The following is a 13,643-nucleotide window of genomic DNA, read 5'->3' on the forward strand; positions in this document are numbered from 1 at the left end:
CGGTTGACGAGCGTCACCTTCCCGGGCTCGCGGGTGGTCAGCTACGGCTACGACGACATTGGCCGCAGGACCTCGATCACCTATCCAGGTGGCTCGAACCAGGTGACCTACGGCTACGACAACGCGAACCGCCTCACATCTGTCACCGACTGGAACTCGAACTCCACCACGTATTCGTACGATGATGCAGGCAGGATGACGAGCACCACGCTTCCCTCCGGCACCGGCATTGTCTCGACGAACACGTACGACAACGCCAACCGCCTGACCGGGATAACCCACGTCAAGAACGGCTCGACGACGGTGGCGAGCGTGGCCTACACCCTGGACGACGTCGGCAACCGCACGCAGCGGGTGGACCAGCAGGGCACGCACACCTATGCCTACGACGACCTCTACCGCCTGACCAGCGTCACCTATCCAGGCCCCAGCACGACGACCTACGACTTCGACGCCTTCGGCAACCGCACGGAGATGGTGGTCGGCGCGGCGACGACGACCTACGACTACGACGACGCCGACCGCCTGACGGAAGTCACGCCGCCGAGCCCGGCCAGCCCCATCTCCTACACCTGGGACGACAACGGCGACCTCACCGCGCGGGGCAGCGACAGCTTCTCGTGGGACTACGAGGACCGCATGGTCTCGGCCACGGTGAACTCGGTGACGACAAGCTTCGTCTACCGCGGCGACGGCCTCCGCGAGTCGCGGGTGCTCATTGCCAATCCGGGTCGGTGCTCGGAGCGCGCCGAAGACGCTACGGTTCGAAACTTGCCGGGTGAGCGCGCTCGGAGCGCCAGACCCGGATGATCGTGGCGGCGATGGCGTAGCCAACACGGAGGTTTCGGAGGAGCGAACCGGTCACCTTTGATCGGCCTTTCCGTTGCTTCAGGCCTCGGGGGAACTCAAGGAAGGTGCATTTCCGCATCGCCGCGCGAGTGAGTAGCTCAGCGGTCCAGCCGTAGCGACGGTCACGAACGTTGAGCGCTCGCAAGGTCGGGCCATCCACGACCTTCAAAGAAGGCAAGTCGGCAAGGTGGGCCCCCGTGAGACGGTTCAGGAGGATCGTGAGCAGCCTGTTTCCGAGGCGCTGTTGCCACGGGTTTGCCGCGGGGGCGCTCTTGCCGGACCGCGTCCCCAGTGCAAACTGAGCCCGACCGTCGAGCACCGCAGCGATCATCTGGGCGAGATCGCTGGTGACTTCGGTGGCATCGCCATCCAGGAAGACGAAGGCACTGGCATCGGGGGCAGCATCGACGCCCGCGATGCAGGCGGCGCCGTAGCCGCGCTCCGGCTGGTGCACGACATGCGCCCCGGCCGCCAGGGCGACCTCGGCGGTGCGGTCAGTGCTGCCGTTGTCGACGACGATGATCTCGTCGAGGACGCCTGACCTGAGCTCGTGCACCACACCGGCGATGGCCGCCTCTTCGTTGAGCGCGGGGATGATGGCGACGACTTTCATGGCGAAGCGTCGCGGCGGTACACGCGCACGCTGCCGAGCACCAGGATGTTGGAGTAGCCGCGCTCGTGCAGCGTTTCGAGGACGGTGTCGAAACCGGCTGCGCGCGCCTGGTCCGTAATCGGGAGGTCCCGATCGATGATGACGTAGTCCGCGTCGCGGAGGTCCGGGAATTCCGAAACTTCCTTTCGCTGCGAAAGGTGGGGCAGGAGGGTCCCCTGGCTGCTGATGCTGGCTTCGGGCGGAATGCCCTCGAGCGCGATGGCGATTGACTGGCGATGGGCGGCGTCCGGTGTGTAGCCGGCAAACCGCGGCGAGAACGGGCTGCCGAGGAGAAACGAGATCGCGGCAACCATGACGACGCCCGCGAGAACGACTGGCATGCGCAGGATGTCCAAACGCCCGAGCGAAATGGCGCCGATCCTCCGGCGGTGGGTCAAGTCGCCGAGGGCGAAGGCAGCGGCGACGAGAGACAGGGCCAGCGGCGCGACCCCGTACTGGAGATCGAGGCGGCTCTGTTGGGGGTGGTCGGCCAGGCCATTGAGTACGGCGGGCACGGCGGCGAGGAGCGACGCAGGATGCAACAACGGGACTCCCGCAAGGGAGGCCTCGAGCCCCGCTGCGCCGCCTGCGGTCGCGGTGGCGAGTCGAACGCCGCCTCGCCAGGCGGCGATCGGGACCACGGTAGCCGGCCGGGTGTCCTCGGTGAGGTAGCTGTAGCGCTCGGTCAGGTCGCTCTCGCCTCCTCGAACCGCCGGCATGAGGACGAAAACGACCAGCACTATCCAGCCCAGGCCCACGGTACCAAGCACTGCAGCGTGCTTTCGGTGGCGCTGGGCCCAGAGGATGGCGGCAAACGCAAGGACGAGGAAAGCCATGTCCTCTTTGAGCAGCAAGACGGGCAGGATCGCTAACACAGCCTGGGCCGGCCGTAGGGACGCGGCAAAGTACAACGCCGTGAAGACGAAGGGGAAGGCCATGACTTCAGGATGGAAGTCGAAATCGAGGGCCCGGTGCAGTCCGGGGTTCAGCAAATAGGCGAGCGCGAGGGTGATCCCCGCGCCGGGGCTGCCGCTGATCCTGGTCGTTGCATAGAACAGCGGGATTGCGGCAGCGCCTGCGAACAGCGACTGCGCCAGGAGCATCGACTCCGGGCCGGCGCCGAGCCGGTAGAACCCGGCGAAGACGAGCAGGATTGGCTCGAAGTGCTGGCCCAGGAAGTTGTACTCAACGAACGAAGTCTGGAACCAGTCACCGTTCGAGGTGTTCCAGACCACCTGATCGAAGAACCCGAAGTCGTAGGCCGTGCTCTGATAGGCCCGATGGCGGGCGACAGCGAAAACGGCGAACAGCATGGCCGCGGCGCTCGATGCAACCCAAATCGTCAGTTGCGCCGCCGAGTACGCCGAGGGCCTGGCCCGGGCTACAGACTCCAGCCGGTGCCACAGCTCGCGCATGCTGCCGGCGGGTGGCCGTCCAGCATCGACTTTCGCCACTGGCGGTAAGGCTCGCCGTTCCATATTCCCTCGACTGTCTGGTTGAAGATGTTGCCGAGCACGATGGTGCCGTAGGGCACGCCCGTGAACGGGGCGATACAACAGGGCAGGACGTTGCCGTTGGCGGTCACGTACATCAGCGTCCAGGGCCTGCGGCAGCGCTGGTATGGCTGTTCGGGCGCATCGGTAAGGCTGATGAGATCGCCCGACGAGACCTCGCCGGAGCCTCGGAGAGCGATCCCGAGTTCGAGCGCCAGCTTTTCCGCGCGGCGGACAGCCGCGACCTCGGCCGGGCCTGGCGCGGAGAACAGCGATTCGCCGGCGATAGCGAGACCGCGCCCTGAGTACACGAGACGTTGGAGGTACACCTCCGAGATGCCGACATCCGCGGCCAGACTCACCAGAGCGGGGAGCTCGCCGATGTTGGTTTTCATTCCGGTCAGCCAGAGCGAGACCTTCGGAAGGTCGCGGCCAGACTCCCGCTTGATAGTGGTGAAAGCGCGAATGTTCGCGAGGATGCGTCCCAGCCCGTTCGCCCCTCGAACGGCTGCGTAGGTCTCGGGGGTGGCCGAGTCGACCGAAATGCGGAGCTCATCGAGACCCTCTTCGACCAGGCCCCGGGCGACGCGGCCGCGCAGCAACAACCCGTTTGTGTTGAAGAGCGCGTATGCCCCAGTAGCCTTGACGGCGCGCAGGATGCCGGGGAGCTCGGGGTTCAGGAGTGGTTCGCCGATGCCGTGGAGCACCACCCTTCGCACCATCGGAAAGTAGCCGAGGATGCGCGTCACCTGTGCGGGCGAGAGGTCGGCTTGAGCCTCGTCCATGCCCCAGTACTGGGGGCAGGTGCGGCAACGCAGGTTGCAGCGATTGGTCGTCTCGATGTAGAGCTCGCCCGGGAGGTCGGGGACGACCTCGGGACGCGGGGGCTGAGTTGCTGGTGCCGGGCTGGTCATGGGACGGGCTCCAGTTCCAGCAGTTCGAGATCGAGGAGCCGAAGCGTGTCAGCAGTCCGGCGGCACGTGGCTTCGCCCTCGGCGATGGCGCGGGCGAGGCGCCGAAGGTCGGCGAGCGTGTCGATGTCGAACGTCTCGGGCAGCATCTCCAAATCGAGTTCGGCGGCACGGATTCGCTGAATGGTTTGGGCAAGCTCGCGACCGCTGCTCCAGTCGATGTCCTCGAACAGCTCCGGTCGTGGTGCTCCCAACGCGAGAAGGCAGTAGCCGCCGTCGGCGGTTGGCGCGAGGGCGGCCGTCCCGCGAGCGGCGATGTCGAGGCCGGCGTCGATCGTCGCGGACCGAAGGTGGGGGACATCGGAGCCGATGACGGCGACAGTGCTGAAGCCGGCACCGAAGGCCGCCTGCATGGCCGCACGGAGCCGCTCGCCGAATGAGCCCCCCGGCTGGGCGGAGAGCAGCAGCCCCGGCGCGAGGCACTGAAACCAGGCCGCTTCGGTCGCCGGTGTGAAGGCGACCATCGTCGTCGCGTCCGCTGCGGCGCAGGCATCGAGGGTATCGAACAGGAACGCTTCGTAGAGGCGGCATGCGGCTTCCTCGCCGAGATCGGCAGCGAGCCGCGTCTTGACCGCTCCCTCGCGGGGCCGCTTCGCCATCACCACCACGCAGCGGCCGGGCATTAGACGGCCACCTCTCGCCTGATACCTGAGGTCTCGCCGCTGGTGCCGGCGATCGCGGCCGCGAGCTGGCCGTAGCCCGATGTCCGGGCGGGCACCCAGCGAGTCAGGCCCTCGAGCTGAAATAGGACACCCACCTCCGGGTCGGCGGCGTCCATTTGGAGCAGCAACTGCCGCAGGCGTGCGACGGACGCGGCTGCAGCGGCCGGTCCTGCGGTCATGTTGCAGTGGTCGTAGGGCTCGGTGTAAGCGAGGACAACCGTGCTCAACGGGTCGAAGAGCCCATCTTCGATGAACGCCTGGTAGTTCCACTCGTGCAGGCAAGCGGCGGCCGCCTCACCGGCGACGAGGGATTCCGCAGCCTGCCGTTCGCCGCCGACGTGGTCGCCGTGAAGCCCAGCAAGGACCTCGTGGCGGAGCACTTCGATGTCGATCCCGGCGCGCAAGCCCTGGCGTGCGAGGTGGGCGAGCGGGATGAGGGTCGCCTGGGGAGAATCGGTCGCGCCGACAGCGACTGTTCGGCCGCGAAGGTCGGCGAGGGAGCGCACGGAGTCCGCGGCGCGGGAGACAATCACCGATCGGTTGTCCAGGTCGGTATCTCGCATGCAGAGTGCGGAGACGGCCAGACCGTCTGCGAACGCCCGCCGCTCCGCGTTCAACCACGCCAGCGGGGAGTTCCAGGCGACCTGGACGTTGCCGCTGAGCAGGGCATCGGCCTGGGATTCGTAGTTCGAGTAGAGGACGTAGTCGAAGGCCAGGCCGCGCGCGCCGAGATAGCGCCGGAAGCCTTCCCAGATGGTGACCACCTTCGGGTCATAGGCCACCGCCCCAAGTACCAGAGTTTCACCTGACATCGCAATCGACCTCCCGGAGAAGAGTTAGAAGAGGGGCAGGCCACAGGCGGCCCGGCCGATGAATTCGTAGAGCACGTCGGTAGTCGGGGCCATTGCCGTTGCGGCCCGGGAATCGCGGAAGTGGCGCTCCACGCCGACCTCCTTGCGAAACGCCGCGCCCCCGCAAACCCGCATGCCGAGGTCGGTGACCTCTGTGGAGAGCTCCCCGGCTGCGGCTTTCACCTCAAGTACCTTCAGCATGGCGTCCTCGCGACCGGACCGAGCGGCGTCGATGGTGTCGAGCAGAAGGGAGCGGGCGAGGTCTGTCTTGATCCGCATCCGGGCGATGTAGGCACGGATGGTCGGGAGGTCGGCGAGGGCCTGTCCGAGGTGTTCGAAACGGGTCGCGCTGACGTGGCCGGCGGCCTTGCGCGTCGCGGCTTCCATGGTGCCGAGGGCGACGGCAGCGTTCATCACCTGGAAGAAGGGCAGGACGGTGCTCATCATGATGTCGAAGCCGCCGCCGTCAGGCCCGAGCATCGCATCGGGGGCGACGATGGCGGCTTCGGCGGTGATCGGGCTCGAGCAGTTTCCGCGAAGGCCCAGTCCATCGAACGCGCCAATGACGCGGAGACCGGAGGTGGCGGCCGGGACCAGCCAGAGAGAGCTGGCGCCTTCGCCGGCGAGCGGTCGGCTCGACCAGATGTAGAGGTCAGCTTTGGCTGCGGACGTGACCCAGCTCTTGGCGCCGTCGAGCCTCACACCGCCGACTCCCGGGGTCGCCGTCCCGAGTGGCTGCCAGAAGTGACTACGAGAACCGCTTTCGGAGAACGCCAGCGTGGCCAAGGCCCGGCCGCGCGCCACGTCCTCGCGGACAGCGAGCGTTCCATGCGCTTCGATCACCGCGACCGCGGCGAAGTGCATGCACGCGACCATGGCGGTGGAGCCACAGTACTGCGCCACTTGTTCGATCATGTCGGCGGCCTCCGCCAGGCCGAAGCCGAGCCCGCCGACCTCGCGTGCGCTGATCAGGCCGAGGAGGCCAGATTCAGCCAGGGCGGCGACGCCCTGCCCGGGGAAGACCGCCTCGCGGTCAACCGCTTCGGCTTGTGGACCGACGACGTCGGCAATGATCGTGCCCAGGCGTTCCTGGTAGCTGCTGGTAAGCGTTGCCTGCATAGAGAGCGATGTCCTTTGAGTTGAATTAGCCCGTGAAGGGCCAGCGCCGAAGTTTCCGGGGCAAGAATTGCGCGGCTGCGGCGTCGAGCCCGAGGTACCTCCCCGAACCGATGAGTGCCAGCCCGATCAACGGGATCCACTCGACGGCGTACTCCCACACCCAGATGTCCCGATCCCAGTTGGCGAAGTTCAGGTGAAGGGCGAAGGCGGCGCCCGTGAGCGCGCCGATGTTCGAGAAGGCCCCGGTGATGAGCGAAACGCCGATGAAGAGTTCCGTGATCGTGAGGAGGACTCCGAAGAGCGTGTAGTTCGCGAGGACGACGTCTTCGATGAAGTCCTTGTACGGTCCTACCGGGTGCGTCTGGACATCGAACCTGAGGATCTCCTTCGCACCATCGAAGTCGATCAGGAACCCGGGGAACGGATGGACACCGTCCCAGCCGGTCGCCTTGGCGAGACCGTTGCTGAGGAAGACCAGGCCGAAGCCAACGCGGAGGAAGGCGATGCCCGGGCCCACCAGGCGGTCGCGCCAGGGAGGTTGGTGCTCGCCGGCCACCGTGCGAGGAAGAATGCTCATCGTGGGACGTTCCTTTCTAGGCGCAGCGGTACTGCCTGGGGGCCCTACCGCCGGCGGTCATGGCTTCCAAATTGGCGCGAAGAACGGCGAGCGTGCCATCCAGCGGAAAGATCGAACGTGAGATCAGCATGGCTTCGCCAGCCGACTGAGGATGCCAGAAGGCCCCGTCGACGGTGACAGTGAGCTCGGGTGCGAGTTCCTCCGGCCTCAGATCCAGGCCCTCCGCGCTGAGCCCGCGGCGCGTGAGGGGCCGGACGAAGATGTCTTCGTCCAGGATGCCGAGCTTCCGCACGAACTCCCTCAGCTTCTCGATGTGCGGCCGGTTCACATTCGTTTCTGTGGCCCCGATGGCGACGTGGAAGCCGGCATCGAGGAGCGCGCGGATCGAAGCGACCGTCTTCGCCCATGAGCCACGCCCGCGGAACGCGTCGTGGCAGTCGGCGCAGGCGCCATCAAGGCTGATCTGGATGGTGAGCGGCAGCGGTTGGAGCTGGCGCAGGCGTTCGAAGCGGGCCCCCGCCAGGAGCATGCCGTTAGTCAATACGGTGGTGGGCAGGCGTTCGGCCGCGTAGCGCAGGCGATCGAAGATGTCTGGCAACAGAAACGGCTCACCCCCCGTGAGGAAGCACTCTTCGATGCCGGCCCCGCGTGCTTCGTCGATCAGGCGGCGGAAGTCTTCCAGTGGGATCGCCCGGCGCGCGGCCCGGGGCGAAGATGAGGAGAGGCAGTACGTGCAAGCAAGGTTGCAATCGAAATTCGTGTACAGCCAGAGGCGCCGGGCGAGCGTGGCGGGAACGGCGGTTGAGTTCGTCACGCAGGGAGCGTAGGACGAAGAAATTACGGAACCCTTACGCGCCGTCTTTCCGCAGGCATCCCCGTGCGTAATGCTTCCGTAAGAACCTGTCGATACCCTCGGAGCCTAGCCATGAGCCGCATCCTGGTCGTCGAAGATGAGCCAATGGTGGCAGAAGTCGTGGAGCGCTACCTGCGCCTCGACGGCCACGAGGTGACCATCGTGTTCGACGGCGTAGCCGCGTGCGACGAGTTCGACCGGCGGATGCCGGACCTGATTGTGCTGGACCTGATGTTGCCACGGATGGATGGGATAGCGGTGTTCAAGAGGCTGCGCGAAGCGAGCAAGACGCCAGTCATCATGCTCACCGCCCGCGGCGACGAACGCGACCGTCTACGGGGGCTGGACCTGGGGGCCGATGACTACGTGACCAAGCCGTTCAGCCCGCGGGAGCTGACATCTCGGGTGCGGGCAGTGCTGCGGCGGACGAGCGAACAGACCGCGCGAGCGGAGAAGCTGAGCTTCGACGGCCTCCAGATCGACGCCGTGGCGCGGTCGGTCGAGGTCGATGGGCGGCAGGTTGCGCTGACGGTACGAGAGTTCGACATCCTCTTTCACCTGGCCAGCCATCCGCGCCAGGTGTTCGCGCGCGAACAGCTCCTGTCCTCACTTTGGGAGGATGAGTTCGAAGGCGATGCCAGCACGGTGACCGTCCATGTGCGGCGCCTTCGCGCGAAAATCGAAGCAGACGCCTCACGGCCGGTGCATGTCCGCACGGTCTGGGGTGTGGGGTACAAATTTGAGCCATGAAACGCTTCGGCGCCTGGTGATTCGCTCGTCGGCCCAGTGGTGGGTGGCTTCGGCCGCAGTCGTTTCCCTGGCTACCGGGGTGGCGCTGCTGCTCGCCCAGGTGCTGCTCCACCCACCGGCGGGAGATCTCATCGAGCTTGGCGTGTACCTGGCGCTCGCCGGTGTGCTGGCTGTGGCCGGGTGCTGGGCTGCCGCCCGCTGGATGGAACGGCGGAGTGTCCTCGGGCTGCGCGGGCAGGCGATCCTGGTCGCCTTGCTCGGAAGCGCGACCAGTATTGCGACCATCCTGATCCTCGCGGAGTTGATGTTCATCTCTGGCGACCACGACTTACAGGTGCTGTTGGCGGTATCGACCTTCAGTGCGGTCATGTCGGTCTTTCTGACGAGCTGGGTGACGTCGCGAACACTCGCCCGTCTGTTCGTCGTGACTCGCAGTATCCGCGACCTGGCGGAGGGAAATCTCGAGGGAGTGACGAGCATGCGTGGCTCCGACGAAGTCGCCGCGCTGGCGGAGGACGTGAACACCCTGGCACGGCGCCTGGCCGAAGCACGAGCAGAGCGGGTCGCGCTCGATGCCGAGCGGCGAGAACTGACGGCAGCGATTTCGCACGATCTGCGTACGCCGCTTTCCACCATCCGAGCGGTGGTCGATGCGCTCGACGACGGGGTCGTGAGCGACGCTGTCGGGATGAAGCGTTACTTCGTCACGATTCGTCGCGATGTCGATCGGCTGAACCGGATGATCGATGACCTTTTCGAGCTGGCCCAGATCGATGCCGGCGCGCTGCGGCTCCAGCGCGACCGCGTGGCGCTGCGTGAAATCGTCGGAGATGTGGTCTCCGCGATGCGGCCGCGCGCCGAGCGGGCCGGGCTGACACTGGATCTCGACGTGACCGGCGAGACGCGCCCGGCGCTACTCGACGGCGACAGGCTCGAACGGGCGGTTTCGAACCTGCTGCGCAACGCACTTGAGCACACTCCGCCGGGCGGCCGAGTGTCCGTGAGTGTCGCGGAAAGTGAGGACCACGTGTCGCTGGAAGTCGCCGATACGGGCGAGGGGATAGAGCCCGCCGTTTTGCCGCACGTCTGGACAAGGTTTTACCGCGCGGAGCGATCCCGCATGCGGGGGGACACCGGTTCGGACGGTGCAGGACTCGGTCTGGCCATCACCAAGGGGATCGTGGAGGCACATGGGGGCACCGTTGGTGTCACGTCGCAGCCTGATGTTGGCACAACCTTCACGGTCCGAATCCCTATCTCGGAGTGACTGGACGATGAGGCCCACGAACGGCGAATCGTGGGCCGGTTGTCTGAACCCGATGGTCGGGAGCTCCGCGGGGATCCGTGCGAGGCCAGCCAGCCTACCCGCCACGGGCGACGCCCACAGTCCGGCGCGAGTGGCAACAGGGGGGCGACCGCCCCCAGGCCGACCCGCCACCCCCCACGGGCCCCGGCCCCCCGCCCCCCCCACGCCCCCGGCGCCCGCCGGGCCACAGCGGGCCCCGGGCCAGCGGCACGGGGGACCAGGTCGAAGGCCGCCCACTAACGGCTGACAAGCGTGGCGAGAAATTCCGCGCCCGCCTCTCGTTCCCTCTTCCCGAGGTAGAAGCAGTTCTTCGGGTCGATGCTGCAACGCTTGGGATGATGGCCGACAAAGCCCACTCCGGTGGACATGTCGAGAGAGACATCGTCTTCTACCATGACCTCGAGGCAATAGGTACCGTTCCAGAAGTGGCTTCCGTCGGCGTCCAAACGCCAAGGCCCGTCATCCTTTGCGGGATCATAGGGCTCAAGCACCTTCGACCAGTCGTTGTTGGTCACGAGGATCCGGCAGGCCTCGACTCCGTACGCCATGCTCTCGACCCAGTAGCAGTTCCGGCCCTCGATGATCGACTCCCATGGGAATGCGAAGGTTACGTTGCCGTAGCGAAACCCACCGGCGTTGGTCCAGTCGTTGGGAGAGAGCCAGACCACCCGTGTGCGATAGTTGTTCAGGGTGCTCTTGTCGAAAACGAGGTCCGCTCGCAGCTGCTGGTCTTCGACGATGCGATAGGCCGTTGGCACATGAGCGACGTGCGACACGGTGGTAAGTCTTTTGCAGTCGTCCGTGTCCCATCCTCTGGGACTTCTGGGACCAACTTTGAATCTCGACCAATCCGCCACGTCGTCGAGTATACCGAAATCCGTTGCTCTACCTCTGCCCAACTTCGTGGGACGGCGTTTCACTCGCAATGCGGCGAGCGGGCGGATCTGAAATGCCCGCTGCGCGATCCGCCGAATCGGGCACCACTCGCCATATCCACGCGCACGCCTTGTCTCCGCGGAGGAATGCAGTTGGTAGGCCCGGAGAGATTCGAACTCTCGACCAATGGATTAAAAGTCCACTGCTCTACCGCTGAGCTACAGGCCCACGGTCAGGATAGCGAAGGGTCGCCGGTGGTGCATGCCGGGAGTGGGGGTCGGAGCGCTCGGCGAGGAAGACCAGGGCAGGGTGCCTCCGCGCGCTTACCTCAGGACGCTCCTAGGCATTGGTTCGAGGCGGGTGACGACCATCCTCTCGCGATCGAGGAGTGTTCCGACTTTCGGCCCGATGACGTCTTTCCATTCGGGATCCTGGTAGACGGCGGCGTAGAGCGACTCGCGGTCGGACTCATGTTCAAAGCGGCGGATCCAGACATAGAGGTCGGCTTCCTGTTCACCGGTGAAACTGCCGGTCACAACCATGCCCTTCCCGACTTGAAACGGGATGATGACCTCTTCCATGTAGCGGGCGAGTTCGTCGCGTTTTCCTGGGAGGGCGCGATACTGGCGAAGCTCGTAGAACACAGGGCGGCTCCTGGACGGGTTGTGCGCTGACTCTACGCCGTCCGGCAGCAGGCGGCTCGCGCTTCCGGGCCGACCAGACGAGACAGGTGGATTTGAGGCGCGAGCCGGGAGCTTGTACCGTACGGCGCCGTGAGTGTCCTGCCTAACGCCTGCGTAACGCTTCAACTCGGCGCCGAAGACCAGCGGCGGCTGGGCGCGGTGTGCAATGCCGTTCACCTGTCGCCCGGTTTCACCGGCGAGGCTCCGCCGCCCTCGCGGAGGCGGAAGGGCTTCTCTGCAGCAACCAGATCCCACTCGGGGCCGAAGTGATGGCGCTCGCCCCGTCGCTCCGGGTCATCTCCGGATTCGGCGTGGGGTACAACAACGTCGACCTGGCGGAGGCGACACGCCGAGGGATCGCTGTATGCAACACGCCTGGCGTATTGAGCGCGGCAGTCGCGGACCTGACGATAGGTATGATCATCGCGGCATCGCGAGGCATCGTCGCCAACGCGGCGTTCGTGAGCGAAGGCGGATGGGCTAGACGCGAAGCCGCACCGGGACTCGGCTGGGACCTTCACGGCAAGACGCTCGGGCTCATCGGCTTTGGGCGTATCGGCAAGGCAGTGGCAGAGCGCGCGCGACCTTTCGGCATGCGCGTTGTCTACCACGACACTTTCGAGGACCCCGGCAGCGGCTGGGAGGACTGCCCGTACCGGCCGCTCGATGACCTCTTGCGGGAGTGCGACGTGCTCTCGCTGCACGTGAACCTGACCGACGAGACCAAGCACCTCATCAATCGGCGGACCCTCGGACTGATGAAGCCAACGGCGTGGGTGGTCAACACCTCGCGCGGGCCGGTAATCGACCAGGCAGCACTCACCGCGGCGCTCAGTGTGGGTCAGATCGCGGGCGCTGTGCTCGATGCTCGAAGTTGAACCACCGGCCGCAGAGGACCCGATCCCTGTCGCTCGGAAACGCGATCATCCTCCCGCACATTGGCTCGGCTACGGTGGAGACCCGGGCAGCGATGCTGGAACTTGCGGTAGCGAACTTCGCCGCCGTGATGGGCGGAAACGCTCCGCCGGAATGCGTCAACCCTGAGATACTCGACCGGGCTCTCACCCGGAAGGCCGGCCCTGGCAACCAACGGAGGTAGCGCGATGCGAATCAATACGGTGAAGGAAAAGTGGGACCGCGGCGATGTCACATTCGGGGCATGGCTCTCGATCCCGAGTTCATTCTCTGCCGAGGTGATGGCTCACCAGGGGTTCGACTGGTGTGCATCGACATGCAGCACGGCGTCATCGACTACCAGGTCGCGCTGACGATGCTGCAGGCGATCGGTGCAACGGAGACGATCCCGATCGTGCGCGTCCCGTGGAACGAACCGGGGATCATCGGAAAAGTGCTCGATGCGGGCGCCCTTGGCGTAATCATCCCGATGGTCAACAGCGTGGAGGAAGCGAAACAGGCCGTCGCTGCGTGCCGGTACTTCCCCCAGGGCAGCCGGAGCTTCGGGCCGACTCGAGCCGCGTACTACGCGGGAAGTGACTACTTCGGCGGGGCGAACGAACAGATCGCGTGCATCCCGATGATCGAGACGAAGCAGGCAGTCGAACGGCTCGACGACATCCTCGCGGTGCCTGGGATCGACGCTGTCTACGTAGGCCCGGCCGACCTGAGCATCACCCTCGGGCTGCCGCCCGGCATGGCCAACGGGGGTGCGTTCGAAGAGGCGCGGGTGCTCATCGCGAAGAAGTGCGCCGAACACGGTGTGACGGCCGGGATCCATGCAAACGCCGGCCTGGCCGAAAAGCATGCCGCCGCAGGCTACCGGATGATCACGATCAGCGGGGACGCCGTCGCTATTCCTGTACAGGCGCAAGCGGACTTGAAACTGGCGCGAGGCGCTGCGAGCGGCGGGAAGGCCGTCTACGGGTAGGGTTCAAGAAGGGCATCGTCGTCACTCGTGTCGACTGTGCCGACGATGCTGAGCCTCGAGGATCTAATCCGCCGTCGTCCCACGAGCGCATGAGACAACCCTCGATCGGGCGACGG

General features: G+C 66.0%; 14 protein-coding genes, 1 tRNA gene and 1 pseudogene. 5 read left to right on the top strand and 11 right to left on the bottom strand.

Annotation, left to right across the window (positions count from 1 at the left end; all coding sequences use genetic code 11):
- Positions 1–810: pseudogene (locus IPG14_RS11185) on the top strand (hypothetical protein); the annotation flags it as partial.
- Here IPG14_RS11185 and IPG14_RS11190 read toward each other — a convergent pair.
- The 8 genes from IPG14_RS11190 to IPG14_RS11225 are packed head-to-tail and all read right to left on the bottom strand — an operon-like array spanning position 758 to position 7,988.
- The gene (locus IPG14_RS11190; protein WP_343391893.1) at positions 758–1,462 is read right to left on the bottom strand and encodes a glycosyltransferase family 2 protein; all 705 of its coding nucleotides are present in this window, start codon (positions 1,460–1,462) and stop codon (positions 758–760) included. The pseudogene IPG14_RS11185 and the gene IPG14_RS11190 overlap by 53 nt on opposite strands.
- On the bottom strand, positions 1,459–2,955 hold the full coding sequence (locus tag IPG14_RS11195; RefSeq protein WP_343391894.1) for a DUF2079 domain-containing protein: 1,497 nt from the start codon (positions 2,953–2,955) through the stop codon (positions 1,459–1,461). Before IPG14_RS11195 ends, IPG14_RS11190 begins: the two co-directional genes overlap by 4 nt.
- Complete coding sequence (locus IPG14_RS11200; RefSeq protein ID WP_343386509.1) at positions 2,883–3,908, bottom strand: radical SAM protein; 1,026 nt, start codon at positions 3,906–3,908, stop codon at positions 2,883–2,885. The genes IPG14_RS11195 and IPG14_RS11200 overlap by 73 nt, the downstream gene beginning before the upstream one ends.
- A complete protein-coding gene (locus tag IPG14_RS11205) occupies positions 3,905–4,588 on the bottom strand; it encodes a TIGR04282 family arsenosugar biosynthesis glycosyltransferase (protein WP_343391895.1) in 684 nt (227 codons plus the stop codon). Before IPG14_RS11205 ends, IPG14_RS11200 begins: the two co-directional genes overlap by 4 nt.
- Positions 4,588–5,439: a PhnD/SsuA/transferrin family substrate-binding protein gene (locus tag IPG14_RS11210; RefSeq protein ID WP_343391896.1), complete on the bottom strand. Its 852-nt coding sequence runs from the start codon at positions 5,437–5,439 to the stop codon at positions 4,588–4,590. Before IPG14_RS11210 ends, IPG14_RS11205 begins: the two co-directional genes overlap by 1 nt.
- Positions 5,440–5,463: 24 nt before the next feature.
- Positions 5,464–6,597: an acyl-CoA dehydrogenase family protein gene (locus IPG14_RS11215; protein WP_343391897.1), complete on the bottom strand. Its 1,134-nt coding sequence runs from the start codon at positions 6,595–6,597 to the stop codon at positions 5,464–5,466.
- Positions 6,598–6,622: 25 nt separating this feature from the next.
- Positions 6,623–7,174, bottom strand: coding sequence for a hypothetical protein (locus tag IPG14_RS11220; protein WP_343386513.1), 552 nt, complete (start codon positions 7,172–7,174; stop codon positions 6,623–6,625).
- A gap of 16 nt (positions 7,175–7,190) precedes the next feature.
- On the bottom strand, positions 7,191–7,988 hold the full coding sequence (locus IPG14_RS11225; protein WP_343391898.1) for a radical SAM protein: 798 nt from the start codon (positions 7,986–7,988) through the stop codon (positions 7,191–7,193).
- 111 nt (positions 7,989–8,099) lie between these two features.
- Between IPG14_RS11225 and IPG14_RS11230 the strand changes: the two genes are divergently transcribed.
- On the top strand, positions 8,100–8,777 hold the full coding sequence (locus IPG14_RS11230; RefSeq protein WP_343391899.1) for a response regulator transcription factor: 678 nt from the start codon (positions 8,100–8,102) through the stop codon (positions 8,775–8,777).
- A complete protein-coding gene (locus tag IPG14_RS11235) occupies positions 8,767–10,044 on the top strand; it encodes a HAMP domain-containing sensor histidine kinase (RefSeq protein WP_343391900.1) in 1,278 nt (425 codons plus the stop codon). The genes IPG14_RS11230 and IPG14_RS11235 overlap by 11 nt, the downstream gene beginning before the upstream one ends.
- Before the next feature lie 275 nt (positions 10,045–10,319).
- Here the strand turns inward: IPG14_RS11235 and IPG14_RS11240 are convergent, their stop codons facing one another.
- The 3 genes from IPG14_RS11240 to IPG14_RS11250 all read right to left on the bottom strand — a co-directional run bounded on the left by IPG14_RS11240 (position 10,320) and on the right by IPG14_RS11250 (position 11,603).
- Entirely contained in the window at positions 10,320–10,859 is a 540-nt protein-coding gene (locus IPG14_RS11240) for a hypothetical protein (protein ID WP_343391901.1), read from the bottom strand.
- 253 nt (positions 10,860–11,112) lie between these two features.
- Positions 11,113–11,187, bottom strand: a tRNA-Lys gene (locus IPG14_RS11245).
- Positions 11,188–11,282: 95 nt separating this feature from the next.
- Positions 11,283–11,603 carry an NIPSNAP family protein gene (locus IPG14_RS11250; protein WP_343391902.1) on the bottom strand — a complete coding sequence of 107 codons (321 nt, stop codon included), beginning with the start codon at positions 11,601–11,603 and terminating at the stop codon, positions 11,283–11,285.
- 200 nt (positions 11,604–11,803) lie between these two features.
- Between IPG14_RS11250 and IPG14_RS11255 the strand changes: the two genes are divergently transcribed.
- Together IPG14_RS11255 and IPG14_RS11260 are read left to right on the top strand one after the other, a co-directional pair.
- Positions 11,804–12,520, top strand: coding sequence for an NAD(P)-dependent oxidoreductase (locus IPG14_RS11255; RefSeq protein ID WP_343391903.1), 717 nt, complete (start codon positions 11,804–11,806; stop codon positions 12,518–12,520).
- A gap of 281 nt (positions 12,521–12,801) precedes the next feature.
- Positions 12,802–13,527, top strand: coding sequence for an aldolase/citrate lyase family protein (locus IPG14_RS11260; RefSeq protein ID WP_343391904.1), 726 nt, complete (start codon positions 12,802–12,804; stop codon positions 13,525–13,527).
- The last annotated feature ends 116 nt before the right edge of the window (positions 13,528–13,643 follow it).

This window comes from Candidatus Amarobacter glycogenicus (genome assembly GCF_016704105.1).
Lineage (GTDB): Bacteria > Chloroflexota > Dehalococcoidia > Tepidiformales > Tepidiformaceae > Amarobacter > Amarobacter glycogenicus.